The following is a 25,511-nucleotide window of genomic DNA, read 5'->3' as shown; positions in this document are numbered from 1 at the left end:
ATGCTTCAAAGATACATTTTTATTGAAAAAAAGCTCACTGGTGTAAGCTTTTTTCAAACTGATTTTTAAGAAATAATATCAACGTCCGTTACGACCGCGGCCACGAGGGGCTTTAGTATTCGGACGAGTTGTGCCATTGGTACGGCGTTTGGGTTTTTCGCTCTCATCCATTTGCCAGATACGTTTTGTACCTGACTTTTTCACTGAGCCATCTTTATTCTTACGAACCATTGGCTTACCACCTGTACCGCCTGGTTTTTTCACATAAGAGCGCGAACGGTAAGGTTCTTCTGCAGGTACATTTTGAAAGTCAGGGTACAGTAAAGGCTCAATTTCTTTGGTTTCACCTGGTTCTAAACCCAATTGAACTAAATCGATGGCACCAATACGTGTACGAATTAAACGTAAAGTCGGGAAACCTACTGCTGAAGTCATACGACGAACTTGACGGTTACGGCCTTCGCAAATTTGGATTTCAACCCAAGAGGTTGGAATGTTTGCACGGAAACGTACAGGAGGATCACGATCCCATAACCATTCTGGCTGTTGCACTTTAATGGCTTTGGCTGGCAAAGTCATACCATCTTTTAGCTCAACGCCTTTACGTAATTGTTCAAGCGCTTCTTCTGTGATGTCGCCATCGACTTGCACTAAGTAGGTTTTGAACTTTTTATTTTCAGGATTGGTGATGTACTGATTTAAACCACCATGATCGGTTAAAAATACCAAACCTTCGGAGTCCATATCTAAACGACCTGCAATACGTAGACTAGGATCGTCCACGAAGTCAGATATGGTCATATGCGCTTCGTCTTTACGGAATTGGGAGAGCACGTCATATGGCTTGTTTAAGATGACGATTTTCATAGGAAATAACTTCTATTAAATACAATAATTCAAATTGGTTAAGATTTATTCAATAGGGAAATGCAGTTATTTCCCATCTAAATCTCAAAAAAGGTAGATTTGCTTTAGAGTATTATGCGTGAAGCGCAATTAAAAGTCTTATCAAACAGCAATTATTTTTCACTCGCTTCTCAGGGAGGATCATAAAAATGGGTTATCAGAAGATCGTCGTTCCAGTGGATGGGACAAAAATTACAGTAAATTCAGACTTATCATTCAATATTCCCAATAATCCAATTATTCCATTTATTGAAGGCGATGGTATTGGTGTTGATATCACTCCAGTGATGAAAACCGTGGTGAATGCCGCAGTACAAAAAGCTTATGGTGGAAAACGTGCCATAGAATGGATGGAAGTCTATTGTGGTGAAAAAGCCAATAAAATTTATGGCACCTATATGCCCGAAGAAACCTTTGAGGCTTTACGCGAATTTGTGGTTTCAATTAAAGGGCCGTTAACGACGCCTGTCGGTGGCGGTATTCGTTCGCTGAATGTTGCATTACGTCAAGAATTAGACCTCTACGTCTGTGTGCGTCCTGTACGTTGGTTTAAGGGCGTTCCTTCACCCGTTCAGCATCCTGAACGTACAGACATGGTGATCTTCAGAGAGAATTCAGAAGATATCTACGCAGGGATTGAATGGAAAGCAGATTCGCCTGAAGCCAAGAAAATGATCAAATTTCTTAAAGAGGAAATGGGTGTTACTAAGATTCGTTTTGAGGAAAATTGCGGTATCGGTATTAAGCCTGTATCTAAAGAAGGTTCTCAGCGTTTGGTTCGGAAAGCTATTCAATTCGCCATTGATAACGATAAGCCGAATGTCACCTTGGTGCATAAAGGCAATATCATGAAATATACCGAAGGTGCGTTTAAAGAGTGGGGGTATGAAGTCGCACTTGAGCGCTTTGGTGGTGAATTGCTAGATGGAGGTCCTTGGGTCAAAATAAAAAATCCGAAAACTGGCAAAGAGATCGTGATTAAAGATGCGATCGCAGACGCTTTTTTACAGCAGATTCTGATGCGTCCGACCGATTATTCAGTCATTGCTACCCTAAATTTAAACGGTGACTATATTTCAGATGCTTTGGCGGCCGAAGTTGGCGGTATTGGTATTGCACCGGGTGCCAATATTGGTGGCGCTGTGCAAGTATATGAAGCGACACATGGCACAGCGCCTAAATATGCGGGTCAAGATAAAGTAAACCCAGGTTCTATTATTCTGTCTGCAGAAATGTTGCTGCGAAATATGGGCTGGACAGAAGCTGCAGATCTAATTATTAAAGGTATTGCAGGGGCGATTGAAGCCAAAACAGTGACCTATGATTTTGAACGACTCATGCAAGGTGCAAAACTCTTGCGTTGTTCGGAGTTTGGACAAGCCATCATTGAGCATATGGACTAACTTTATTTGCCAATCTAGGTGTAAAAAATGCTAGGTGAAAAAAGGACTGAATGATTCAGTTCTTTTTTAGGACTAAACATTAAAAACACAGAATCATAGCTTCTCAATACCATTCAAAAAACAGCACTCAAAAGGTGACTTCACGCAATCAATCAGATGGTCTGGCATGCTTGTCATGTTACTAAAAGTTTAAAACCACACTATTCGAGTGAACTTAAGTAATGCAGAAAATAGAGGGGGATTGATTTCAAATTAATTATTCTCCAGAAATTTTACAATGACGTAATTCGAAACATTTATCGGGTTGGTTCCATGAAAATTAGCGGTACATTGGTTGTTGTCCTTTAGTAGATGTACATCTAGTAACAGTACATTGTGACACTTATGATGATATGGAGAAATGAAATGTCTCGTAAACAGCATCAACAAAACCAACAAACTGATCAACAGCAGCAAAATGATCAGCAACAGCAACAGCAACAGCAACAGCAACAGCAACAGCAACAAGACCAAAAGAAACAGAAACAACAGCCGCATCAACGAAATCAGCGTCAACAACATCATTAGTAGGCTAAAGACTTTGTGAATCAAAGTTCATTTGGCCGAATGGTTTTTAATTGATCGAAATTTAAGTTTTATACGTAGACGAGAAGGAGATGAATTTGTCTAAGAAAACCAAATCACTTAAAAAGGAAATTAAAGCGAGGTTGAACAAAATTTCAAAGCATAATTCTGCTTTGAAAAAGTTAAAGAAAAAGCTGAAAAAAGCTTAGTCCATTCACGATTTATCAAAAAGAAAAGACCTATTTAAATAGGTCTTTTCTTTATATACATGATTGGTAATGTAGTTGAATGTCTTGTGATCTACCTAGACGAGATGCTTACTTAATTTTGCAGTGCGAGTGAACCAAAAGAGTTGTAGTGTTCCAATGAAGAGCACGCATGCGGCCAAAATAAATTGCTGTGAATAATCAATACCGATTCGCTGTAAAAAACTAAAGCTTATACCGCCAATCAATTGAATAGATGCAAAGCACAGGGTTGCAATACTCCAGAGCTTTTTATAGGCGCTACCATAGATTTGCAGAATGGTATAAGAGGTAAGAAAAACCACTGCTGGATTGAGCAGGCCTGTAGCAAAAGAAGATAAAAAAGTAAAAAGTGGATGGATATTAATAATTGCTATAAAAATCGCCAAGACATAGCTGCTATATAATATTTTAAGAGCACTAATATTTCCCAGTTTTTGTGCTAGGCAGTAAGCAGCAAATGCCCCTAAAGCACTCCCCAGACCATATAAAATCCAATTGAAATTGATCCCGATCGGGCTCAGGTGTAGGGTGTGAGTTAAATAGTCAATCCAAAATAATGAATGGGGCACGTAAGCAAAAGCACTGGTGCTATACACAATTAAGAGACAATAGAAAATTCCATCGACTTTATGTTCTACTGCAGGAATCGCGGTGAGTGTTGTGAGCTGTAATTTAAAACTCTTCAAAAGCACGCTGAGTAACATACAAATCAGGCTTGAAAAAGCAAACAAAATCAACCAAGCCCACATTGTCGAAATTTGTTGGATGTAAGGCAAAAATAGCGTTGCCATTAACACCCCTAAGCCAATACCACTGAAACCAATAAAGTTGATTTTAAAGCGGTCTTGAAGCTGTGAACATTGGGCCACGACACTTGGGGAGAGGATCATTAGTAAGCCGCCGCTGATCCCTGAAATAACGCGCCAAGTGCTATACCAAAGTTCTGAAAAACCTGAAAATGCACAACTGAGTAAACTGAGTGTCCCTGCAATAGCTGCGAGTTGGATATAATTCACCATGCTTTTATTTTGGGGTAATTTCATGGCCCAAAATGCACCGATCAAGTAGCCGAGCAAATTGGCACTGCCTAAGATGCTGGCAAAACTTGGGCTCCAACCAAATGCTTCACGGGTTGAAGGGAGGAGTGCGGTATAGGAAAAACGTAATATCCCGATGCCTAGGCACATGCTTAGACAGAGAAATAGGCTCAGTTTAATTTTGTTAGAGAACATCCTGTACTCATGTATTTTTATGATTGGTTAAAAAATAACATGAATAGGCTATAGAAAAATCAACAGATCTTAAAGTTTTGACTAAGGTCTAAGCTAAAAATTAATTCTTAAAAACTTAACTATTCAAAAAGATAGCTGTGGTGTGCGTACAGTAAGAAATCAAATTTAAAGATACAGTAATAAAAAACCGTACAGGGCGTACGGTTTTTTATTTTTAAAGCACTTATGAATTAACGCATTTTCGCCAAGAAACGATCTAAACGAGTGAGTGCTTCACGTAGTTCATTTTCAGCAGGCAAGAACACCACACGGAAATGATCAGGTGTCGGCCAGTTAAAACCTGTACCTTGAACCAAAAGCACTTTTTCAGCACGGAGGAAATCTAACATGAATTTCTCATCGTCTTGGATTGGGTAAATTTCAGGATCCAATTTAGGGAAGCAGTACATAGCACCCTCTGGTTTCACACAAGATACACCCGGAATATCATTCAACATTTCCCAAGCAATGTTGCGTTGTTCATATAAACGACCGCCCGGACGGATGAGATCATTAATCGATTGATAACCGCCTAAAGCTGTTTGAATCGCATATTGCGCTTGGTGGTTGGCACAGAGACGCATCGACGCCAGCATGTCTAAACCTTCAATGTAGTCTAGCGCACGTGATTTATCGCCTGTAATTGCCATCCAGCCTGAACGGTAACCGGCAATTCGATATGCTTTAGATAAGCCATTGAAAGAAATACACAGCTGATCACCTGCCAATGACGCAACAGAGACATGTTCAATACCGTCATAAACGATCTTGTCGTAAATTTCATCAGCAAACAAAATTAAGTCGTATTTCTTCGCAAGAGCTACAATTTGCTCAAGCACATGACGTGGGTAAACCGCACCTGTTGGGTTGTTTGGGTTAATCACCACGATACCGCGGGTATTCGGGGTGATTTTACTTTCCATGTCGGCAATATCTGGATACCAGAAATTTTCTTCATCACATTTATAGTGAATAGCTGTACCGCCAGAAAGGTTAACTGCTGCTGTCCAAAGCGGATAATCTGGCATAGGCACTAGCATTTCGTCGCCATCGTCGAGCAAGCCTTGCATTGCCATCACGATCAGTTCAGATACGCCATTACCGACATACACATCATTGACGTGCATGTTTAAGATGCCTTTTTGTTGATAATACTGACAAATCGCTTTACGGGCAGGGAAGATGCCTTTTGAGTCGGTATAACCAATTGCATTTGGCAGGTTGAGTGCCACATCGTTAATAATTTCTTGAGGCGCTTCAAAACCAAAAGGTGCAGGGTTGCCGATATTTAATTTAATAATTTTATGGCCAGCCTCTTCCATCTCATTGGCCGCTCGTAACACAGGTCCGCGAATGTCGTAGCAAACATGCTCGAGCTTAGACGATTTCTTAATTTCGCGGGGGGTGTTAAACGTATTCGGCATTTTTATATTCTCGGAAAGAGTGGAGGTCACTTTTGCATAACGGTATAAATAGCTTTTAAATGTCTCGGTCGTTACTAAATCGAGATGATGTTCGTCTCTGAGTAAAGCAACTATTTTTTCATGCGTAAACCCTGCCTGTTGATATTGTTTGATCACGGGCAGCAGATTTTTAAAAATTACGCTCTTTTTCTGCGACATTTTTTAATCCTGAGCAAGAGTAGCGCTAAGATTATCACTAAAGGTGCTCACAAAAAAGCATTTAATTTTGTATTTTGCTCACCACGATTTTATATTTGCTTACTTTTTGCTTTTTGGGTCATTATATAGATTTTGTAAATTGTTGAATAAAGACTAGAAATTTAAGATTGAATGACGTAAATATAGGATTATCCTATTTTAAATACCACGATATAAAGGGACGTCATCATGGGAAAACTCAATAAAACAGAAAGAGAATGGCAAAGAGAATTGTCGCCAGAAGAGTTTCGCATAACGCGTCAGAAAGGCACGGAGCAAGCTTTCACTGGAAAATATTGGAATACGAAACAAGCTGGCACGTATGTATGTCGATGTTGCGGGGAGCCGCTTTTTTCTTCTGAAACAAAATATGATAGCGGTTGTGGTTGGCCAAGCTTTTATAAGCCGATTGAACCTGCTGCAGTAGAAGAAAATGTAGATACGACACACGGTATGGTCAGAACAGAAATTGTTTGTCATCATTGTGACGCACATTTAGGGCATGTTTTTACTGATGGCCCACAGCCGACTGGATTACGTTATTGTATTAATTCGGCATCCTTAGAATTAGAAACAAAAGAAAAAAATGATGAGGAAACTTATCCATGACCACCATTCACCAGTTTGAAGCAGAATTACTGGACGGAAGTAATAAATCCTTTGCAGATTATGAAGGCAAGGTTTTATTAATTGTAAATACCGCTAGTAAATGTGGGTTTACTCCTCAATTTGCTGGTTTGGAGAAAATTTACGAACAGTATAAAGATCAAGGTTTTGAGGTTTTAGGTTTTCCATGCAACCAATTTGGCGGACAAGATCCGGGTTCAAATGATCAAATTGGCGCATTTTGTCAAAAAAACTATGGCGTATCTTTTCCGATGTTTGCCAAAGTGAATGTAAAAGGCCCAGAAGCGCATGTGATTTTCCGTTATTTAACCAATAACTCGAAAGGCGTATTAGGAAATGGCATTAAGTGGAATTTTACGAAGTTTTTAATTGGAAAAAATGGTCAGGTCTTAAACCGCTATGCACCCACGACCAAGCCTGAAACATTGAATGAAGATATTGAAAAAGCTTTAGCTCAGTCAAAATGAAGTGAATTATTGGCCGAACTGAGGTTGATATAAAGGCGCGGAAGCGTCTTTATTTTTTGGATGTTTTATACTGAAGTGTCTTTATTTGAAGGTCATAACATTGTTTAAGCAGATGGTTAAACGTCGAATTTGTGTTTTAACGTTTTTTTTACTCGTATGTGTGGGGTTAGCTTGGGCAGATAGCACTCCAAGTGCATCTGAACCTACAAAAATGTCTGTTGTTGCAAGCAATCTAGACCGTACTACAGATGCTCGGGTCAACGCATTATTGCAATTGTTAAAAACACCTATAGAAGAATACCAACCTACGCGTGTTGCAGATGTAATTGATCCACATGTAAAACCGAAAATGTATGAAGTTTCTTGGGTAAATGCACCGCAATATGTGCTGTCTGCATCTGAGATGAAAACATATAAACAACCTGTCAAACTACAGCTTACAGTGATTGCTGCAACAGGCTATATTGGTGGCTCAAAACTCATTGCAAGTTCAGGCTCTAAAAACTTTGATCAAAAAGTACAAAAATCCTTATTAGTTGCGCGACTTGAACCTATTCCGATGGTTGATAAAAATCTCAGTTATACCGTTGAACATGAATTTGCTCTTCATCCACCTCAATAAGCTTATAGCAGAAGGCAAATTTTAAGTTCCATAAATGATCTGTTATTACTGGTGCATCTAATTGATAATAAAAGATATTACTTTGCAACTAACTAAAACCTTTCAGTGTCTGTTTATCTATACGCTTTACAACAATTCGTTATGACCATACTTATTTTTCATACAGCGTTTAACACTGAGCGAACCTCGAACATTTAAATTGAGTGCTACATTTGATTTCTAATAGTGTTCAATGATTTCTTAATGATTGTTTATAAATAATTATTGCTAGATGATTAGCTTTGAATACGTGTTAAGAAATGACTCAAATAAAAATGCCCCAAATTTGGGGCATTTTTTGTTTTAAGCAAAACACTTTAAATCAATTAAAGTACTGCTTTTAAGCGACGAATCACTTCTTCACATTGGGCAATATCGGCAACGAGGGCTAAACGGACATGGTTTTCACCCGGATTACCTTGTGCTGTATCACGTGATAAATAACGGCCTGGAAGCACTTTAACGTGTGCTTTTTCCATCAGCATTTTGGCAAAAGTTTCATCATTATCCACTTTTAACCAGTAGTAGAACCCTGCATCAGGTTTTTGTAATGGTAGTAGGTGACCCAGTTCGCGTTGGAATAATTCAAATTTTGCACGGTACTGGACGCGGTTTTCTTCGACGTGTGCTTCGTCATCCCAAGCTGCAATTGAAGCTAACTGGTGTTGAACAGGCATCGCAGCGCCATGATAAGTACGGTATTGTAAATAAGGTTTTAAAAGCGCTGCATCACCTGCAACAAAGCCAGAGCGCATACCCGGTAAGTTAGAGCGCTTAGACAATGAGTGGAATACCACGCAGTTTTTATAGTCATCACGACCCATTTCAGCACAGACTTCAAGCAGACCAATAGGTGCTTCATCAAACCAAAGTTCTGAGTAGCATTCATCAGATGCAATCACAAAATTATATTGGTCAGATAGTGCTATCAGTTTTTTAAACTGTTCTTTAGAGAGTACGGCACCTGTAGGATTACCCGGTGTGCAGACAAACAATAAAGCGGTTTTTTCCCAAACTTCAGCTGGCACAGCGTCAAAGTCGCCAAGGTAGTTATTTTCTTCTGTACAGTTGATGAAGTAAGGTTCTGCACCCGCAAGTAAAGTTGCACCTTCATAGATTTGGTAGAACGGATTTGGCATCACCACATATGGGGCATCTTCACGTTTAATCAAAGCTTGTACAAACGAGAAGATCGCTTCACGCGTACCTGACACAGGCAGTACGTTGGTATCCGCACTGATGCTATTGAGTTTAAAGCGACGGGTTAACCAATTTGCAATACTTGTGCGAAGCTCAGGTAAACCCTTGCTGTTTGGGTAAGTGGATAAATGCTGAAAATTATCAATAATGGCCTGTTTCACAAACTCCGGTGCAGGATGCTTTGGCTCACCAATCGATAGGGGAATCAAAGGCAAATCTGCGGGTTTCACATCCTGAAATAGCTTATTTAGCTTTTCAAATGGATAAGGGTGCAATAATAACAAACTGGAGTTCATGGAATGGATACCGATCAATTTAAGTTAATGATGACTACAAACCTGATTCGAAGCTTCATCGAGTGCTGACTTTAACTGTGCAGCAAACGTTTCTGCTTCTGAATCGCTCATAGGTGAGCCATCTTTTTTAGTGACATAGAAAATATCTTCAGCACGTTCACCGAGCGTTGCAATTTTCGCAGAGTGAATATCTAAGCCTTGCATCATAAATAAACCACCGACTTTAGCAAGTAAGCCCGGATGGTCAAGTGTCGCAATTTCAACCATATTTTGTTGAAGTGCCTCATTAAAGGAAATACTCACGGTATTTTCAATATCAAAATGACGCAGTTGACGGGGAATACGACGTTGCATCAGACCTGGGTACTTGTCGGATTGGCTCAAGGCTTGTTTGAGTGCTTCAATAACAGTTTGCTCACGTTCAGGATCTGTTAATAAAGTGCCAAAACGGTCAAGTACAACATAAGTGTCCAAACTAAATGCAGTGGATGCAGTGATAATTCGAGCATCCTGAACATCTAGATTCATTCTGTCCAAAATAGCCACTGTGGTTGCAAACAAGTTAGGTTGATCTTGAGTGTAAATAAAGATCTGTACTGCATCTTGTGCAAATTTACGATGTGCTCGCATCATCACCAAAGGTTCTGCATTATTGCCATGTTTTAAAATTGCGCGCGTATGCCATGCGATTTCATCGGCAGATTCTTTTAGGAAATATTCATCACCGAGTTCTTGCCAAACAGTTTCTACATCGTAGAGCGAAAAATCGTTGACTAATAGTTCACTGGCCGAAAATTTAGTGTCTTCGATCAGCATTGGATAATCTACAGGACGACCCAATCCAGAACGAATCACATCACGCGCTTGTGTATACAGTTGGCGCATGAGGGATGCACGCCATGTATTCCAAAGCGTAGGATTAGTTGCATTGATATCAGCAACTGTCAAGGTATAGAGATAGTCGAGATGCTCCATATCGCCCATTTTCTCAGCAAATTCTTTCACCACATCTGGATCGGAGATGTCTTTTTTCTGAGAAGTGACGGACATTAGGAGATGGTTTTGAATCAACCATGCGACAAGGTTGCATTCACGTTCAGTAAACCCATGGGTACGGCAGAATTCAATTGCATCTGCTGCACCAAGTTCACTGTGGTCACCGCCGCGACCCTTTGCGATATCATGGAAAATTGCCGCTAAATATACGATGTCACGGCGCGCCAGTCGTTGGAATACAGAGCTAACGACAGGGAAGTCCTTAGCAAATTCAGGCTCTTTAAAACGGTTTAAATTACGCAGTAATAATAGGGTATGGGCATCGACAGTATAAATATGGAACAAGTCGTATTGCATGAGTCCCATGATTTGCCCAAAGGCAGGAATATAGTTGCCGAGCACACCATAACGTTTCATCGCCACCATGGTGTCATATAAACGGTAGGGTGAGCGAATGATCGCCATAAATAAGGCTTGATGTGCAGGATTGTCACGGAAGTTCTGATCAATACGTTTTGCCGCAAGAGACAATAGACGTAAAGTACGGGCACGAATTCCTTCAATTTCTGGACGATTCGCCAAGAGGTAGAAAATTTCTAAAATAGCACTTGGATTTTCAGAGAAAATTTTATGATGCTGCACCGCCAATTTGCCATCAACTAATTTGAAGTTAGCATTGATCTCTTCAATTTTACGTTCATAGTCAGGTAAGCGTGGCGTAATGACAGACTCATTAAAATAAGCCAAGAGCATTTCATTTAACGTCGTCACTTGCTGAGCGCTACGATAGTAACGTTTCATGAACTGTTCGATTGGATAATTCGGTGATTTACCTTCTTCGCGCTGATAGCCAAATTTAGCAGCAATGTCACGTTGATAATCAAACAATAATCGGTTTTCGTCGCGCTTGGTTAAGCGATGTAAATGATGGCGGATTTCCCAAAGAAAGCTTTCTGTTTCTTCAAGAACACCCAGTTCAAACTCTGAAATAAAACCCAAATGTACAAGGTCATAGATGCGATTGACACGGAAATGACGCTTAGCAATCCATCCGATTTGGTTGATATCACGGATCCCGCCGGGCGCATTTTTAATATCGGGTTCTAAGTTGCTTTCGGTATTGTTATGTTGAGCATAGCGTTTGGCTTGCTCTTGCATTTTGGCATCATAGAAGGTTTTATCCGTCCATGTCTGTGACACGATACGGCGTGGCCATTTAGCTAGGTGTTCATTGCCCACAATCAAACGTGCTTCGATCAGCGCTGTTGCCACGGTTAAATCATTGGTGGCTTGAGCAACACAATCGTTAATAGTACGTACACTGATGCCCGGTTTGAAATTACCAACATCCCAAAGAGTTGAAATAAAGCTGGAGATGAGTTTTTCTTGTTCTGGGCTGATTTCATCTTCGGACAAAATCATGATATCGACGTCGGAGTAAGGCAGCATTTCGCGGCGACCATAGCCACCGACAGCAAATAAACCGAGATCGGTTTGGTCGAGTTCAGCATGTGTCCATAAGAACTTTAAGGCTTCATCGATTAGATTCGAACGAGCCAAAATCACATCACGAATCGACTGTCCATTTTCAAAACATTCCTGTAGCTGATTTTCAACATCTGAGCGCCATTGGTTAATCGCCTGAATGTCGTGGTTACTTTTAATGTAATTCAGCAGAGGAAGCGTATTGATCATGAACAGTGGTCCGTTAAGGTGTTACAAACTTAGTTTTGTTGAACACTGACTTGTTGTGCAGCATGTTGAGCAAGTTCACGCGCGTGATCTGTGGTTTCAGCGCGTGCTGTTGCTACGCCCATACGGCGACGTTTAAAGCCTTCTGGTTTACCAAAGAGGCGTAAATCGGTGTCTGGATTAGCCAAAGCAAGATTTAAGCCAGTAAATGATAAATTGGTATCATCCACGCCTGCATAGATGACTGCGCTTGCAGCAGTACTGTGTCGAGCAGTATTCACAGGCAGACCAAGAATGGCACGTGCATGCAGTTCGAATTCGCTTTGGAATTGCGATGCAAGCGTGACAAGGCCTGTATCGTGTGGACGAGGTGATACCTCACTAAACCATACTTTATCGCCTTTGACAAACAGTTCCACGCCAAAAATGCCACATCCACCTAATGCAATGGTTACTTTATTGGCAATACGCTTGGCTTCCTCTAAAGCAAGAGCAGTCATGATTTGTGGCTGCCAACTTTCTACATAGTCGCCAGCGTCTTGGCGGTGGCCAATCGGATCGCAAAATGATGTTTCAATTTCACCTGTTTCTGCATTTTTAGCACGAACAGTCAGCAGGGTGATTTCAAAGTCAAAGTCAATTTGTGATTCTACGATCACTGTACCTTGATTTACACGTCCACCTGTTTGTGCATATTCCCAAGCAGCATCGACTTCATCAAAGCTTTTTACACGTGACTGTCCTTTACCCGAAGACGACATGACAGGCTTAACAAAATTTGGATAGCCAATGTCATCGCATGCAGCACGGAACGCTTCAAGGGTATTGGCAAATCGGTAGGCTGAAGTTGGGAGTCCAAGCTCTTCGGCAGCTAGACGGCGAATCCCTTCACGGTTCATCGTCAGGTTTACAGCTTTTGCTGATGGAATTACTGTTGCGATATTTTGTTCTTCAATCTCGACCAAAACTTGAGTCGCAATGGCTTCAATTTCAGGGACAATCAAATGAGGCTTAACTTGAGAAATTAAGGCTTTAAGTGCCTCAGGATCTGCCATATTTAAAGTATGAGAAAAATGTGCAACTTGCATGGCAGGAGCATGGTCATAACGATCGGCAGCATGAACTTCTACACCCAAACGTTGCAATGAAATCACAACTTCTTTACCGAGTTCACCAGAACCTAACAGTAAGACTTTATACGCTGAAGACTGAAGTGGAGTACCAATAGTGACGCTCATGTAAATCATCCATGCTTGATTTTATGGGAATTTAAGCATAGCAGAACTTGTTCGAGAGATAAGCGAGTGTTCACATAAATAAATGATATTGTCCAACAATTTTTTTTATATCTTTATGGGTAAGCGTTCGTGTAATTATTTATCTGTGAAAACCTTTAAAAAGTGGTATTCAGTTGTTTTTATTTAAATTCACTTTAAATATGCCTGCATTTTTTACAGATGCATGGAATGGCTTAATATCCAAATTCGCACATTGAAGCGCACGGAGCTGCACAGATGTTTGACGGAAGTTGGGCCAGTACAGTAATCCGAGCAGTGGTGCGGCGCATATACATAAAATCAATATTAAGCCAACTAAAATGGCAGTGAAATAGAGTGCGTCTGCAGCTACCGACAGAAGGTGAAATGATGAATTGAGCCATGAACTGAGGCTGAAAATACACAATAGAAAAATCAATAAAAAACCCGACAGCTGCAGAACATTGCTGAACAGACGAGGCATCGATATATGTGGAAACATCAGGCGACGTGGATGTAAGTGCAGAATCTGCTGTGTGCAGTTATATAAGCCCACAATCTTTTGTTGCTGATTTTTCTCTATATAAATGGCGCGTATCTGATCTGCAGGTTGGCAATGTACAGCGCAGAAATTACCACTGAATAGCTGGCTTTGAATGAAGTATTGAAAATTTATACTTTCGATGGGCTTTTGCAGTCGCCAACTCAATTCAGATGGTTGTCTAGAATGAATATAAATTTTGCCTTGAATACAATGGTACTTTGCCATCTATTGTTTTTCTTAAGATTTTTTGTGTTATGTGTTGACTATCTCATAAATATTGCTAATTAAAAGGCACAGGCTGAAGAAGCTTGTGCTTGAGGGAGATTTGGATTGTCGCTGACTTAGCTTTAGAGGTGAAAAGGTATATAGGTATAGACTAAGCCGTAAGTCAGTGCCGCAGTCAGTGTAGCAGGGACAATTTTTTTAAACTTGAAATACAAGCCTGCAAGCACAGCAAAACCAACCAACATGGCAAAGCTTTTATTTGGTGTCTCAAGCAAAGGTGGTAAGGTTGCAACCACCAACATTGAACTAATTGCGGCAATGCCAATCGAGCCCAAAGCGATTTTGAGCCATAAAGAACCACGCTGCTGTGAACCTTGCTGAAATTTCTGAATTACAAAAAATGGCCCAAACCGTGATGCAAAATTCGCAATCCCGACCAAGATCCCAACCAAGATAATTTCTAGATTCATGATGCTTCACCCATATGTTCAGGATCAGGTTTTTTTAAGACATAATGTTTGAATAAACCGGCAAAAATACCAGAAGAAATACCGATAAAAATCGCGGCAGACAAGTCGATAAAGTAGCAGGCAATCGCAGAAACAATAATTGTAACCGTGACCACAAATGTATGTTTTTTCTCAAATGCTGCGAGTAAAAAGCTTAAAAACAATGCAGGAAGTAGGAAGTCGAGTGCGGCTTGTAAAAATTGTGGAAGGTTGCTGACTTGATCGGCAAATAAACCGCCTAAAAATGAGCCTGTTGCCCAAGACAGCCAACTAAATAAGCTGAGTCCTAACATCCAAGATTCTGACCATTCTTGACGACGTTGCGACAGTTTGATCATGCCTGATGCGAAAACTTCGTCGGTTAAACCCCAAGCCCAAACTGCCGTTTTCTTTAAATTGAGTCGGTCTTGAATCAGGTTTTGTAAAGCAGGACCGTAGAGCAAATGGCGTATATCGAGAGCAATCACAGTGAGTGCAGTCATCCAAATGGATGTTCCACTTCCCAGTAAAGCAACGACGAGAAACTGACTGGCACCGGCATACATAGAGCATGATAAAAATAAGGCTTCCCACGCAGTGAAACCAAATTGAGTCGCAGAAACCCCAAATGCAAAAGAAACAGGAAGATAGGTAAAGATAATGGCTTGACTATCTTTAGCACCTTGCCAAAAACCCGCAGGCTGAACTGTAGGAAGTTTGTGCTCAGACACGACACACCTTTGAAAGAGTTGAACAACAGGTCAAATGATGATTGAGTATTGTACGCGAATTCACTAGCATAGTGCCGAATATGTTTGCTGAAATGAGCTGGATATGCAGAGGTTAAAGATGCGTGGGATACTGATTGTTTCATTATTGAGCAGCACGGTGTTGTTGCAGGCCTGTGGTAATGATGGAGCTGAACAAGCTCAAGTCGAAATTAAAGCAGCACCCAAATTAACCAATGATGCAACGGAGTATGCTGCCAAAGCTTGGGCGTTTATCAATGAAGCCGATCCGATTGTTTATGCAAAGCAAGTCGATCAGATGGAAGAGAAAGTCCGTGTTCCAGCACGTAAATTGAGTACCGAATGGCGTATCAATGTCAAAATGACCGATTCTGTGACTGAAGGTAAATATGCACTGTGTCGTAAAGCTTTAACAAGTCTGGAAATTTGGGCACGTGAAAGTATTGATCAGAGTTCGACTGTTGCACAAAAGCAAGCAGATTATGAGCGTGATAAAAATCAATGCAAAGGTGCGATTGAAAACCCTGAACTCGGAAATACCGATCCGAAAAAAGTAGGCATTTAACCCGATCAAAGCAGTGAATTTTCACTGCTTTTTTTTGGAAAATATCAAAAAACAAGAATAAATCTATAATAGAGGATTGGAAAATCCTCCTAAAATCATCGCTATTTCATATAAAAAATTAAATCAGTGCGCTGCCGTAGTATTGAGCTAAATTCCAAATTGCATGGTTGTTTTCTGAAGTTAAATAGATAAAAAGCATTGATTATTAAGTACATAATTATTTTTTATAAAGATTCATTGATAAAAAATACTCCATTTTAGAACGCTAGTCGTCTGTCTTTTTCTTTAATTAATATCTTTAAAATATTAATAATACAAAGCATAGATAATGTGATAAAAAATTAAAATTATCATTATTTGATAAAATGTGTAAAAATAACTGCGTAAAAGATGAAGTATGTAAATTAAATTAAAGACGTTGAAAAGGTGATTAAGATGAAAAAAACATTAATGATGTTATCGGTTTTGGCTGTTTTGACTACAGCAGTCAATGTACAAGCAGCGACTGAAGATAAATCAGAAGCATCAACTCAAGAAGTTGCAGCATGTACAAATGGTTTTGACAGTGTAAATGTTTGCCAATTATTGTCGTGATCAAAACTCGATAAAGCGAAGTGCCACAAATAAAAGCAAAATAACTATAAAGAATCATTCTGGTGCAATTAAATGCACTTATTTAAATCACAAATGTCAGACATCATGCACAGGAAGTGCATGAGCAATCTGATGTAACTGCGCTAGATCTAAAATTTCAATTTGTTTAAACGCAACACGAAGCACCTGCATTTTTTCCAACTGCTGAAGCTCCTGATTGACTGATTGTCTTGAGCAATTCATCAGTTGCGCGAGTTGTTCCTGTGAGATGTATATGGTGTGTTGTTCAATTTCCAAATGATTCCCATATCCATTTAAAATAAACAGCAGACGCTGTGCGAGACGTTGACTTAAACTTTGCGTTTGTAAGGCAATGAGTTCCATAAAGGCATAGCGAAGCTTTTGACTGGTGAGCTGGGCAATATGAAACCAAAACTCAGGGTGTTGTTGTAATAATTGCTGAATTGCTTGAGCCGGCAAGTGTAATAAGGTGGACTTTTTGGTACAGATGGCATCGTGAGAGCGTGGTAATTGGTCAACCAAGGATATTTCGCCAAACCACATAATCGGCTCAGCAATGGCGGCAATCGCTTCTTTGCCATGAATATCAATATAGCCTAAGCGAACTGCGCCTTCTAAGACTGCATACATACCATTAAAACGCTGTCCTGATAAAAAAACACGTGCGTCTTTTTCGAAAGTTAAGGTCAGGGCATGGCGGCAGATAAAGTCTTGGAAGGAAATATTTAAGCCTGAATACCACACATTTTTATTGAGTTGATGCACATATTGAGCGTCCAGCACAGCATATCCTTATTTTATGGTCCAACTTGTCTATTAGATGACAACTTTATTGATGCATTTTTTATATAGTGAAATGAGTGAATGAACAAGGAGTAAGTTAATGAGCAAACTTGAAAGACTGCTGAGCCAATATGCAGCATATCATTTAAATCGAAAAAATGTGCTGACGCATTTTGTGGGTATTCCGCTTATTGTGTTTTCAATTATGTGTCTAACCGCACGAGCAGGGCTAATGATTTCGGGTTTTGAACTGACTCTTGCATTGTTGTTGATTATTGCCAGTGTCATTTATTACCTGAGTTTAGATAAAATTTTCGGTTTGATCATGCTTTTGGTGTTTGCCGTCACATATCCCTTAGCCTTAATGATCGCAAAAATGAGCCTTATGTCATGGTTGATCTGGAGTGTGGGGATCTTTGTTGTGGGTTGGATCATCCAATTTATCGGTCATTATTATGAAAAGAAAAAGCCTGCGTTTATGGATGATGTTATTGGCTTGGCAATAGGGCCTTTATTTGTCCTAGCAGAGTTTGTGTTTCTACTCGGCTTTCGTAAAGAGCTTGAACAACGCATGTTGACAGAAGCAAGAAGACAGCGTGCAGAGATGGATGCAAAAGCATTACATATTGCTCACCCATAAATGATTTGAATAAAAAAGCCGGATAATTCCGGCTTTTTTTTTACGATGTGTTAATTCTCAACTGTTTAGGATTTCACAGCAACTTTATGTTGTTCCGCTGCCACCTTTTGTGCAGCGATTTTTGCTTTTGCGTCAGTATTTGCAGCTTTGGCAGCATGGGCTGAAGTTTTAGCTTCTGATTTTGCTTGTGTTGCAAGATGCTGTGCTTGAGCTGCATCATGTTTTGCTAATTTTTGATTATGTTTCACTTTACTCTGAGCCAATTGGCTGGCTTGTTTTGTATCGTGTCGAGCGACTTTTGCATCATGCTGTGCAACTTGTGCTGCATGTGTAGCAGTACGGTCCTGATGTTTTGCATCTTTAGCAATGGAAACACAAGTACCACCTTTATGGTTTGCACCTGTGCCACCTGTAAGTGTGGTGCCTTGTGGACATGCAAACGCAGTTACACTAAGCATTGTAAAGATACCTGATGTTAGAATTTTGCTGATTTTTTTCATTGCTATTGTTCTATGAAAATAGGCATTAGTGCCTATGAGTAAATTTATAGCAGAACGGTAGAGATTTAAGTCGTTGCACTGTGGTGACTCGGCAACCAAATCATGTATTCGTGTCGATATAATTTTGTTTTTAAGTAGGTTTTAAGTTTTTAAATATGCTTATTTTTTGGCTTGAGCTTTTGCCTGAAATTAAAAAAGCCAGCAAATTGCTGGCTTCTTATGAGTACTGTCTTATACGTTAAAACGGAAGTGTAAAACATCGCCATCTTGAACGATGTATGTTTTACCTTCTAAACGCCATTTACCTGCTTCTTTAGCGCCAGCTTCACCGTTGTATTGAACGAAGTCGTTGTAGGCAACACATTCAGCACGAATAAAGCCTTTTTCGAAGTCAGTGTGAATCACACCAGCAGCTTGAGGTGCAGTTGCACCAATTTTTACTGTCCAAGCACGAACTTCTTGTACACCCGCTGTGAAGTATGTTTGAAGGCCGAGTAAGCCATAACCTGCACGAATAACTACGTTTAGACCAGGTTCTTCCATGCCTAAAGCTTCAAGGAATTCCGCACGGTCTTCGTCTTCAAGTAATGAAATTTCTGCTTCGATTTGGTTGCAAAGTGGAACCACAATCGCATTTTCTTCAGCAGCTAATTTTTGTACTGCTTCTAAGTGAGGGTTATTTTCGAAACCATCTTCTGCAACGTTGGCAATATACATGGTTGGTTTAAGGGTTAAGAAGCCATAACCACGCACCAATTTACGTTCATCTTCATCAAGGTCAGCTGCACGCGCAGGTTTACCTTCATCCAGTAAAGGTAAGATTTTGTCTAAAACAGCTTTGGTCGCAATCGCTTCTTTATCGCCACCTTTTGCAGATTTTGCTAGACGTGTAATTGCTTTAGAAACAGCTTCTAAGTCAGCAAGTGCAAGTTCAGTGTTGATTGTTGCGATATCGTCAAGTGGATCAATTTTGCCATTTACGTGAATGACATTCTCGTCTTCAAAACAACGTACAACATGTGCAATAGCATCCGTTTCACGAATGTTAGCTAAGAATTGGTTACCAAGGCCTTCACCTTTAGATGCACCAGCAACGAGACCTGCGATATCCACAAATTCCATCGTGGTTGGGACAACACGTTGTGGGTTTACAATTTCAGCAAGTTTATCCATACGTGGGTCAGGTACAGGTACAATCCCAGTATTTGGCTCAATTGTACAGAATGGGAAGTTTTCAGCAGCAATCGCAGCTTTGGTTAATGCGTTGAAAAGCGTTGATTTACCAACGTTCGGCAGGCCGACAATACCACAGTTAAAACCCATGAAATAACTCACAAAGTATTATAAAAAAATTGTGGATGATTTTACATGAAAGCCATAATAAAGTCAGGTGATATGGGCAGGAGAATGTATATCTTATTGAATCGCGCAGAGATAGAGATGAATTCACGTCTGAATAATGCTTGAGTTGCACTACAGATGCAGAATAGGTGCAAAAATGACATTGTGTTTCAATAACACAGTGACTAAAGTATCCCTATAAAATTACTGGGTTTTATAAACTACAGTTACAACAAAAACTTGGAGCATTTATGCGAACTCTCTACCAGTTTCCACTCTCACATTTTTGTGAAAAGGCGCGCTGGTTACTCGATCATAAAGAGTTGGATTATGTGGCTCATAATTTAATGCCGGGTGTACATCGTGCATTTGCACAGCTTAAAACAGGGCAAAACAAATTACCGATTTTACGTGATCAAGATCATTGGGTTGCAGATTCAACTCAAATCGCCTTTTACTTGGATGCGACCTACCCCGAACATAGTCTGATCCGTCCAGATGTCAAACTGCGTGAAGACGCTTTAGAAATTAATGAACTCTCCATTGAGTTAGGCCAACATGTGCGCCGTTGGGGGTTGGCACATGTATTAAATGAAAGTGAAGAATCACTTGATATTTTAATTGGTGAAAAGGGCTATTTACGTCAGTTTGAAAAATATTCCAAGCCCATTATAAAGGCACTGGTTTCTAAAGGTTATCAATTAGATACGGATAAGGTTGCGGCTTCACGTGAGCGATTGGACGAAATTGTGGTTGATTTAAATCAACGTCTGATTGAACAAGGTGGGCGTTATTTTGTAGGCGACCGATTAGGTTTGGCTGATATTGCGGTGTGTTCAATGTTGGCGCCGATATTAGAGATTGTCGGAACGCCGTGGGAAAAAGAGCATGGCGAAACCTTGTCAGAAGAGTTTAAAGCTTACAAAGCCTATTTGAGCGATTTGCCTTTAGGTCAATATGTGCAACGTATATACCAAACAGAACGGAATGCACGGGTAGATTGGCGTGGCGTATAAATACTTAGTGTAAAAGCTTTGAGTCATACTATTTTAAAAAAGCGCGCCTAACAGCGCGCTTTTTCATCAGACATTCAATCCTTAAATATAGCTTTGTTGTTGAATATCCAAAATATTCAGCACTGGACTGATACTATCGGCTTGTAAAGTATTCAGCGGCATAACAGGGTAGAAGATATTGCCTAGCGCATCCTTAATACTTGGGATGATGGTGGAGATATCAAAATCACCTTGAGCAGAACCTAAATTTTCCAATAGGTCATTAATATTCGGTAATTGGCCCGTGAGGTTTTCAGTCAATTGGTTGAACTGATCCGAGATTGAACCCAGATCAATTTTTTCAGGAGCAAGATTGCCGAGTAAATCGCCAAGATCTGGAATGGTCAGTTGATCGAGGAACTGAGTCGCTTCACCATTACTGTCCATCAGAGCAATGACTGGTTTCAACGAATTAATCACTTGATTTAAATCAGTTGAAAGCGTCAGTAAGGATGGATTGTTGACCACATCCAAAATGGTGCTCACGCTATTTAATACATCATAAATCGCTTTGACGGTTTGAGCCTGATCCGTATCGATGACATCGCTTTTTGCCAGTAAATCTAAAAGCGGATTAAGTCCTTTGATCACCCCTGAAATGGTCTCAGGGACATTCCCTTGGTTGGCTGATGAAATGGCGGTCACTAGATTGGTCACACTTCCAATCACAGTCGGTAAAGCATGACTCAGTTGTTCCATATCAATAGATGAGTTGTCTTTATTGATTGAAGCTAATAAAGGTAGGAGGGCACTCGTTGCACCTTGTGCAATTTGCCCAAAGTCAATGTTTCCAGAAGACGAGCTCCCAATCATCTGAATAATGGGTTGCGCATATTCTAAAACTTGGTTGAGTGTATTGATAATTTGTGTTGCATCCGTTGACCCTGTTGCGCTTCCAAGCATAGCAAGCAGTGGTTTTATGGCATTTACAGCGCTACTAATATTGTCAGGAAGATTGGCTTGATTATTGGTGCTACTCAGTAAACTTTGCAAGCTGTTGACAATGGTAGGTAAAGATTGAACCAACTGATTCATCTCTGTTGAGCCAGTGTTGCTACCTAAGTTTTGTAGGAGTGGTTGCAGAGTTGTCATCAATGTCTTGAGTGCATCCGAATTTGAACCGTTATTAGATGTTAGACTTTGAATCGTGCTAATCACTTGGGGAAGCGATTTAGTCAGTGCGCTAAAATCAAAAGACTTTGTGCCACCTAAATTACCTAATAATCCTGTCAGCGTATCCGTGATGTTGGTTGTAGGTTTAAGCGGGCTAAGTAGGTTGCTGACCGTGCTGCTAATTGTACTGAGCTGTAGGGATGGACTTAGTACAGAACTTAATTTTGAGCTGAGTGAACTCAGTGATTTAATTGCCATGTTTATTCTTCCGTTTTTTGTTTTTTTGTATATTTATGAACCGCCGCTATTTTTTAATGTAATTACCAAACCAAGTAAATAAGTGAAAAAAAAGAAATGTGACATAGAGCGCACATTGAAAAATAAAGTAAAAATAAAAAATTGAAAAATATAAATAAAATATCTTTCCCTTTTATCTGAAATTGATTTATTCAGATCAATGGAATGCATCGAGAAGCTTTATTGGTAGGTTGTCTAAAGAAGTTATTTAGAATATAAAAACTAAACTTTGATGAAACAACATTCATCTAAACACGATATTTATGCAAATTATTATGTTCATAATGCATATGATCTTTATTATTTTTAATAAATCATGCTATACATGAGAAAACTTGCACATAAATGCTGATTTTAAAATTTAAAATAACATTGAAAATGACAACAGGTGTTTGATGAATCTGGATCATCAGCACTGTTTTCAAAAATGGCTGGAGTAGACTGATGGAACTAGACCGTTTTGATAAACAAATTTTAGAAATTTTGACCCATGAAGATGTCAATTTAAATGAACTGTCAGAGCGGGTGAATTTATCGGTCAGTTCAGTTCATCGTCGGATCAAACAATTGATTGATCACAATATTATCAGTGGTCTAAAACGTGAAATTAATTATCAAAAATTGGGCTTTAGTTTGCATGTACTGCTGCAGGTGTCCTTAAGCAAACATGATACCGATACATTTGCTAAATTTTTAGAAGAACTTGAAAGTATTCCAGAAGTAATCAATGCATTTTTAGTGACAGGGCAGTCGGCAGATTTTATTGTTGAAGTCGTTGCGCGTGATATGGAAAATTATAGTGAAATTTTACTCAAACGTATTGGTAAAATTGAACATGTGGTTGCATTACATTCGAGCTTTGTAATTAAACAATATAATGTTTTTAACTGTAATGGCTTATTAAATAAGGTTTAAATGCAGCCCTCATATATAAACTCAAACAGTTGAAAGCTAGGCAATAAAAAACGCACCGAAGGGTGCGTTTTATACTTCACTCGATTGAACTATAGAGCTTCTAACTCAGCCATCACTTCATCGGTGAATTCAACGTTCGTATACACGTTTTGAACGTCGTCAAGATCTTCAAACATATCAATCATTTTGATGATTTTTTTCGCTTGTTCGATATCTGAAATTAACGCTTTAGTTGAAGGGTTCATGACCACTTCGGCGTTATCAGATTTTAAACCTGCTGCTGCAAGTGCATCCTGAACCTCACCGAAAGTTTCAGGTGTGGTGATAACTAGAATTTCTTCTTCGTCCACTTCGATGTCTTCAGCACCCGCTTCTAAAGCGACGTCCATGATTTGATCTTCTAAAGAAACATCTTCAAAAGTAATCTCACCACGTTTGGTAAACATATAAGCTACTGAACCTGCAGTACCTAAATTACCATCAGTTTTCGAGAAGCAATGACGAACGTCAGGAACAGTACGGTTCAAGTTATCCGTCATTGTTTCAATGATGACCGCAACACCACCAACGCCATATCCTTCGTAGGTTACTTCTTTTAGATCGGTATTTTCTTCACCGCCCACACCACGTTGGATCGCACGGTTAATGGTGTCACGTGTCATGTTTGCAACTAATGCTTTTTCAACAACAGCACGTAAACGTGGGTTAGACGCTACATCACCGCCGCCTAAGCGTGCAGCTGTCACGATTTCACGGATAAATTTTGTGAATACTTTAGCGCGGCTTGCATCTTGTTTTGCTTTACGATGCTTAGTATTAGCCCACTTGGAATGACCCGCCATGCGAAATATGCTCCTTGTAGATTGGCCTTATGCCTATCAAATTGAGCAAATTCTACCATAATGGCTTTTTTGTGTGAAAGTACTGGATTTCATGAATTGAGTAGTTGAAAAAAAAATATCCAAATTTGAGAAAATAATGCGAAATGTCTAAACGCCCGTACTGTAATTTTTCTTATGATGAGAATCGGGCTAAAAGGGTGAGCTCTATCTTGATATAACAGGAAGATATAAATGTACAATGCGTGGAGCACGATACATTTATATCTTTAAATACGTAGTTCGTTAAAACGTGAATGGCGCTTAGTCTTTATTTTTAGGTTCTGGGATCACGATATCTAAACCTACTTTATCTTTATAGAGTTGCTTAATTAAAGCTAAATCGTGATCGAGCTCAGTCGGGTAAATCTTACCGAAAATACCACCTTGTTTGGTTTTTGAGTTGGCATACATTAATACAATCGGCACACCTGCAGCTTTCGCGATATACCAAAAGCCTGTACGAATTGGTTTTCGTGCTTCACCACGTACTGCACGGGTCGCTTCTGGAGCAATGACTAAATTAAATTTTTCGCTAGCTTCAAAATGCTCAACCATTTGAGTCACGATGTCTTTATTGGCTTTACGGTCTACAGGAATACCGCCAATCGCTTCAAGAACAGGTTTAAATGGACCTTTAAAGAGTTCTTTTTTAATCAGCGTGTGAATTTTAATGTCGTAAATTTGGCAAAGGGCCAGTGAAAGAACAGCATCCATCATTGAGGTGTGTTCAAAGCCGACGATCACTTGTTTATTTTCTAAAACATCAGGTTCTACGTGGTATTTCCAGCCTGCCAATTTAAATGCAGATTCGCCAATAAACTTTTTCAACATAGTCGGTGATACGGTGATTTTAAAAAGGTGTAATTTCTGCTTGTTTGGATCATGAGTCAAGAGGATTTAAGTGAGCTTTGATCTGAATTGTGCATATATTACAAATCGGAATAAGAAGGGGGATTGAAGACTGATACTTTTTAACAATAAATCGGCTAAATTTTATATGGTAAAGCTATCATCATAGATAAAAATACTCTTAAAAATTTGCTAAATATGGCTAGGCACCGTCAGAAATTCTTATTAGACTTTTGTCGTAGGTTATAACTTTTAACCTGTTGGTCTTAACTCGTTTTCTAACGGAGAACTCAAGCATGATTTATTTAACTGCTGTGTTATTCGCTGTTGCTATGTTTGCTTTGATTGTTATTTGGTCAATTGTTGAGTTTTATTTGGACTTAAGAAAGCCTGAACAGGTTGAGTCTTAATTTTTGTGCTTTTAAAGTGTGAAATATGTAGTATTTATAAAAGTCATGAATCAAAAAAACATTTGATTATAATGAATAAAGTAATATCTTTTAAGTATAACAAAGCATGATTTTATTTAAGGGAATCTAGAACTTAAGCTTTTAAATTTTTCTTGAATGTATTTCTTTGAAACCCACTTCTCGTATTAACCAATCGTGGCTTACTCAAGTTGGCTTGAAGTTTTGTGCGTATCTATATGTTATCTGCCATATCTTTTAAAGGCTTAGACTGACTTTATTTAGTTTTTAACATT

General features: G+C 39.5%; 25 protein-coding genes. 10 read left to right on the top strand and 15 right to left on the bottom strand.

Features of this window, described 5'->3' with window-relative positions:
* Nucleotides 1–78: 78 nt before the first annotated feature.
* Nucleotides 79–867, bottom strand: coding sequence for an rRNA large subunit pseudouridine synthase E (locus FTV50_RS07050; protein ID WP_078194376.1), 789 nt, complete (start codon nucleotides 865–867; stop codon nucleotides 79–81).
* A gap of 188 nt (nucleotides 868–1,055) precedes the next feature.
* Between FTV50_RS07050 and icd the strand changes: the two genes are divergently transcribed.
* Nucleotides 1,056–2,309 carry an NADP-dependent isocitrate dehydrogenase gene (gene icd / locus FTV50_RS07045; protein ID WP_180023952.1) on the top strand — a complete coding sequence of 418 codons (1,254 nt, stop codon included), beginning with the start codon at nucleotides 1,056–1,058 and terminating at the stop codon, nucleotides 2,307–2,309.
* Between the two features lie 405 nt (nucleotides 2,310–2,714).
* Nucleotides 2,715–2,876, top strand: a complete 162-nt coding sequence (locus FTV50_RS07040; protein ID WP_180023951.1) for a hypothetical protein — start codon at nucleotides 2,715–2,717, stop codon at nucleotides 2,874–2,876.
* 301 nt (nucleotides 2,877–3,177) lie between these two features.
* On the opposite strand, the gene FTV50_RS07035 is transcribed toward FTV50_RS07040, so the two are convergent.
* Both FTV50_RS07035 and FTV50_RS07030 read right to left on the bottom strand, forming a co-directional pair.
* A complete protein-coding gene (locus FTV50_RS07035) occupies nucleotides 3,178–4,353 on the bottom strand; it encodes a YbfB/YjiJ family MFS transporter (RefSeq protein WP_180023950.1) in 1,176 nt (391 codons plus the stop codon).
* A 230-nt stretch (nucleotides 4,354–4,583) separates the two neighbouring features.
* On the bottom strand, nucleotides 4,584–6,014 hold the full coding sequence (locus FTV50_RS07030) for a pyridoxal phosphate-dependent aminotransferase (protein WP_180023949.1): 1,431 nt from the start codon (nucleotides 6,012–6,014) through the stop codon (nucleotides 4,584–4,586).
* Between the two features lie 228 nt (nucleotides 6,015–6,242).
* On the opposite strand from FTV50_RS07030, the gene msrB reads away from it, so the two are divergent.
* From msrB to FTV50_RS07015, 3 genes are all read left to right on the top strand, one after another.
* Nucleotides 6,243–6,662 (top strand): peptide-methionine (R)-S-oxide reductase MsrB, encoded by a 420-nt coding sequence (gene msrB / locus FTV50_RS07025; protein WP_078194371.1) that lies wholly within the window; start codon nucleotides 6,243–6,245, stop codon nucleotides 6,660–6,662.
* Nucleotides 6,659–7,147 carry a glutathione peroxidase gene (locus FTV50_RS07020; RefSeq protein ID WP_078194370.1) on the top strand — a complete coding sequence of 163 codons (489 nt, stop codon included), beginning with the start codon at nucleotides 6,659–6,661 and terminating at the stop codon, nucleotides 7,145–7,147. The genes msrB and FTV50_RS07020 overlap by 4 nt, the downstream gene beginning before the upstream one ends.
* Nucleotides 7,148–7,259: 112 nt before the next feature.
* The gene (locus FTV50_RS07015; RefSeq protein ID WP_180023948.1) at nucleotides 7,260–7,769 is read left to right on the top strand and encodes an energy transducer TonB; all 510 of its coding nucleotides are present in this window, start codon (nucleotides 7,260–7,262) and stop codon (nucleotides 7,767–7,769) included.
* A gap of 365 nt (nucleotides 7,770–8,134) precedes the next feature.
* Here the strand turns inward: FTV50_RS07015 and dapC are convergent, their stop codons facing one another.
* The 6 genes from dapC to FTV50_RS06985 all read right to left on the bottom strand — a co-directional run bounded on the left by dapC (nucleotide 8,135) and on the right by FTV50_RS06985 (nucleotide 15,236).
* Nucleotides 8,135–9,304: a succinyldiaminopimelate transaminase gene (gene dapC / locus FTV50_RS07010; RefSeq protein ID WP_180023947.1), complete on the bottom strand. Its 1,170-nt coding sequence runs from the start codon at nucleotides 9,302–9,304 to the stop codon at nucleotides 8,135–8,137.
* Nucleotides 9,305–9,328: 24 nt separating this feature from the next.
* Nucleotides 9,329–11,995 (bottom strand): [protein-PII] uridylyltransferase, encoded by a 2,667-nt coding sequence (gene glnD / locus FTV50_RS07005; RefSeq protein ID WP_180023946.1) that lies wholly within the window; start codon nucleotides 11,993–11,995, stop codon nucleotides 9,329–9,331.
* 29 nt (nucleotides 11,996–12,024) lie between these two features.
* Nucleotides 12,025–13,239, bottom strand: a complete 1,215-nt coding sequence (purT, locus tag FTV50_RS07000) for a formate-dependent phosphoribosylglycinamide formyltransferase (protein WP_180023945.1) — start codon at nucleotides 13,237–13,239, stop codon at nucleotides 12,025–12,027.
* A 160-nt stretch (nucleotides 13,240–13,399) separates the two neighbouring features.
* Entirely contained in the window at nucleotides 13,400–14,017 is a 618-nt protein-coding gene (locus FTV50_RS06995) for a hypothetical protein (protein ID WP_180023944.1), read from the bottom strand.
* Between the two features lie 122 nt (nucleotides 14,018–14,139).
* Nucleotides 14,140–14,487 carry an L-valine transporter subunit YgaH gene (gene ygaH, locus FTV50_RS06990; protein WP_078189050.1) on the bottom strand — a complete coding sequence of 116 codons (348 nt, stop codon included), beginning with the start codon at nucleotides 14,485–14,487 and terminating at the stop codon, nucleotides 14,140–14,142.
* Nucleotides 14,484–15,236 (bottom strand): AzlC family ABC transporter permease, encoded by a 753-nt coding sequence (locus FTV50_RS06985; RefSeq protein WP_078194362.1) that lies wholly within the window; start codon nucleotides 15,234–15,236, stop codon nucleotides 14,484–14,486. Before FTV50_RS06985 ends, ygaH begins: the two co-directional genes overlap by 4 nt.
* A gap of 103 nt (nucleotides 15,237–15,339) precedes the next feature.
* Here FTV50_RS06985 and FTV50_RS06980 point away from each other — a divergent pair, with 103 nt between their 5' ends.
* Nucleotides 15,340–15,819 (top strand): hypothetical protein, encoded by a 480-nt coding sequence (locus FTV50_RS06980; RefSeq protein WP_078194361.1) that lies wholly within the window; start codon nucleotides 15,340–15,342, stop codon nucleotides 15,817–15,819.
* Between the two features lie 435 nt (nucleotides 15,820–16,254).
* Nucleotides 16,255–16,413, top strand: coding sequence for a hypothetical protein (locus tag FTV50_RS06975; protein WP_180133541.1), 159 nt, complete (start codon nucleotides 16,255–16,257; stop codon nucleotides 16,411–16,413).
* Nucleotides 16,414–16,509: 96 nt separating this feature from the next.
* Here FTV50_RS06975 and FTV50_RS06970 read toward each other — a convergent pair whose 3' ends face one another.
* Nucleotides 16,510–17,217: a Crp/Fnr family transcriptional regulator gene (locus FTV50_RS06970; protein WP_180023943.1), complete on the bottom strand. Its 708-nt coding sequence runs from the start codon at nucleotides 17,215–17,217 to the stop codon at nucleotides 16,510–16,512.
* Between the two features lie 100 nt (nucleotides 17,218–17,317).
* Here FTV50_RS06970 and FTV50_RS06965 point away from each other — a divergent pair, with 100 nt between their 5' ends.
* Nucleotides 17,318–17,857: a DUF962 domain-containing protein gene (locus tag FTV50_RS06965; protein ID WP_180023942.1), complete on the top strand. Its 540-nt coding sequence runs from the start codon at nucleotides 17,318–17,320 to the stop codon at nucleotides 17,855–17,857.
* A 65-nt stretch (nucleotides 17,858–17,922) separates the two neighbouring features.
* On the opposite strand, the gene FTV50_RS06960 is transcribed toward FTV50_RS06965, so the two are convergent.
* A complete protein-coding gene (locus FTV50_RS06960; RefSeq protein ID WP_180023570.1) occupies nucleotides 17,923–18,315 on the bottom strand; it encodes a hypothetical protein in 393 nt (130 codons plus the stop codon).
* Between the two features lie 273 nt (nucleotides 18,316–18,588).
* The gene (gene ychF, locus FTV50_RS06955) at nucleotides 18,589–19,680 is read right to left on the bottom strand and encodes a redox-regulated ATPase YchF (RefSeq protein ID WP_078189045.1); all 1,092 of its coding nucleotides are present in this window, start codon (nucleotides 19,678–19,680) and stop codon (nucleotides 18,589–18,591) included.
* A 269-nt stretch (nucleotides 19,681–19,949) separates the two neighbouring features.
* On the opposite strand from ychF, the gene FTV50_RS06950 reads away from it, so the two are divergent.
* Entirely contained in the window at nucleotides 19,950–20,714 is a 765-nt protein-coding gene (locus tag FTV50_RS06950; RefSeq protein WP_180012150.1) for a glutathione S-transferase family protein, read from the top strand.
* An 81-nt stretch (nucleotides 20,715–20,795) separates the two neighbouring features.
* On the opposite strand, the gene FTV50_RS06945 is transcribed toward FTV50_RS06950, so the two are convergent.
* The gene (locus tag FTV50_RS06945) at nucleotides 20,796–22,124 is read right to left on the bottom strand and encodes a hypothetical protein (RefSeq protein WP_180023941.1); all 1,329 of its coding nucleotides are present in this window, start codon (nucleotides 22,122–22,124) and stop codon (nucleotides 20,796–20,798) included.
* A 483-nt stretch (nucleotides 22,125–22,607) separates the two neighbouring features.
* Between FTV50_RS06945 and FTV50_RS06940 the strand changes: the two genes are divergently transcribed.
* On the top strand, nucleotides 22,608–23,078 hold the full coding sequence (locus FTV50_RS06940; protein WP_067763303.1) for an Lrp/AsnC family transcriptional regulator: 471 nt from the start codon (nucleotides 22,608–22,610) through the stop codon (nucleotides 23,076–23,078).
* A gap of 89 nt (nucleotides 23,079–23,167) precedes the next feature.
* On the opposite strand, the gene FTV50_RS06935 is transcribed toward FTV50_RS06940, so the two are convergent.
* Nucleotides 23,168–23,920 (bottom strand): YebC/PmpR family DNA-binding transcriptional regulator, encoded by a 753-nt coding sequence (locus FTV50_RS06935; RefSeq protein WP_111886000.1) that lies wholly within the window; start codon nucleotides 23,918–23,920, stop codon nucleotides 23,168–23,170.
* A gap of 300 nt (nucleotides 23,921–24,220) precedes the next feature.
* A complete protein-coding gene (locus FTV50_RS06930) occupies nucleotides 24,221–24,790 on the bottom strand; it encodes a 1-acyl-sn-glycerol-3-phosphate acyltransferase (protein WP_111886001.1) in 570 nt (189 codons plus the stop codon).
* Between the last annotated feature and the right edge of the window lie 721 nt (nucleotides 24,791–25,511).

The organism is Acinetobacter sp. YH1901134 (assembly GCF_013416965.1).
GTDB classification, from domain to species: Bacteria; Pseudomonadota; Gammaproteobacteria; order Pseudomonadales; family Moraxellaceae; genus Acinetobacter; species Acinetobacter amyesii.
The sequence above is the reverse complement of the archived record's forward strand: the minus strand, read 5'-3'. Positions and strand labels throughout refer to the sequence as shown.

Bases quoted from the DNA above. Each gene is read 5' to 3' on its own strand.
- FTV50_RS07050 (WP_078194376.1), bottom strand. From the start codon at position 867: ATGAAAATCGTCATCTTAAACAAGCCATATGACGTGCTCTCCCAATTC.
- icd (WP_180023952.1), top strand. From the start codon at position 1,056: ATGGGTTATCAGAAGATCGTCGTTCCAGTGGATGGGACAAAAATTACA.
- FTV50_RS07040 (WP_180023951.1), top strand. From the start codon at position 2,715: ATGTCTCGTAAACAGCATCAACAAAACCAACAAACTGATCAACAGCAG.
- FTV50_RS07035 (WP_180023950.1), bottom strand. From the start codon at position 4,353: ATGTTCTCTAACAAAATTAAACTGAGCCTATTTCTCTGTCTAAGCATG.
- FTV50_RS07030 (WP_180023949.1), bottom strand. From the start codon at position 6,014: ATGTCGCAGAAAAAGAGCGTAATTTTTAAAAATCTGCTGCCCGTGATC.
- msrB (WP_078194371.1), top strand. From the start codon at position 6,243: ATGGGAAAACTCAATAAAACAGAAAGAGAATGGCAAAGAGAATTGTCG.
- FTV50_RS07020 (WP_078194370.1), top strand. From the start codon at position 6,659: ATGACCACCATTCACCAGTTTGAAGCAGAATTACTGGACGGAAGTAAT.
- FTV50_RS07015 (WP_180023948.1), top strand. From the start codon at position 7,260: ATGGTTAAACGTCGAATTTGTGTTTTAACGTTTTTTTTACTCGTATGT.
- dapC (WP_180023947.1), bottom strand. From the start codon at position 9,304: ATGAACTCCAGTTTGTTATTATTGCACCCTTATCCATTTGAAAAGCTA.
- glnD (WP_180023946.1), bottom strand. From the start codon at position 11,995: ATGATCAATACGCTTCCTCTGCTGAATTACATTAAAAGTAACCACGAC.
- purT (WP_180023945.1), bottom strand. From the start codon at position 13,239: ATGATTTACATGAGCGTCACTATTGGTACTCCACTTCAGTCTTCAGCG.
- FTV50_RS06995 (WP_180023944.1), bottom strand. From the start codon at position 14,017: ATGGCAAAGTACCATTGTATTCAAGGCAAAATTTATATTCATTCTAGA.
- ygaH (WP_078189050.1), bottom strand. From the start codon at position 14,487: ATGAATCTAGAAATTATCTTGGTTGGGATCTTGGTCGGGATTGCGAAT.
- FTV50_RS06980 (WP_078194361.1), top strand. From the start codon at position 15,340: ATGCAGAGGTTAAAGATGCGTGGGATACTGATTGTTTCATTATTGAGC.
- FTV50_RS06975 (WP_180133541.1), top strand. From the start codon at position 16,255: ATGAAAAAAACATTAATGATGTTATCGGTTTTGGCTGTTTTGACTACA.
- FTV50_RS06965 (WP_180023942.1), top strand. From the start codon at position 17,318: ATGAGCAAACTTGAAAGACTGCTGAGCCAATATGCAGCATATCATTTA.
- FTV50_RS06960 (WP_180023570.1), bottom strand. From the start codon at position 18,315: ATGCTTAGTGTAACTGCGTTTGCATGTCCACAAGGCACCACACTTACA.
- ychF (WP_078189045.1), bottom strand. From the start codon at position 19,680: ATGGGTTTTAACTGTGGTATTGTCGGCCTGCCGAACGTTGGTAAATCA.
- FTV50_RS06950 (WP_180012150.1), top strand. From the start codon at position 19,950: ATGCGAACTCTCTACCAGTTTCCACTCTCACATTTTTGTGAAAAGGCG.
- FTV50_RS06945 (WP_180023941.1), bottom strand. From the start codon at position 22,124: ATGGCAATTAAATCACTGAGTTCACTCAGCTCAAAATTAAGTTCTGTA.
- FTV50_RS06940 (WP_067763303.1), top strand. From the start codon at position 22,608: ATGGAACTAGACCGTTTTGATAAACAAATTTTAGAAATTTTGACCCAT.
- FTV50_RS06935 (WP_111886000.1), bottom strand. From the start codon at position 23,920: ATGGCGGGTCATTCCAAGTGGGCTAATACTAAGCATCGTAAAGCAAAA.
- FTV50_RS06930 (WP_111886001.1), bottom strand. From the start codon at position 24,790: ATGTTGAAAAAGTTTATTGGCGAATCTGCATTTAAATTGGCAGGCTGG.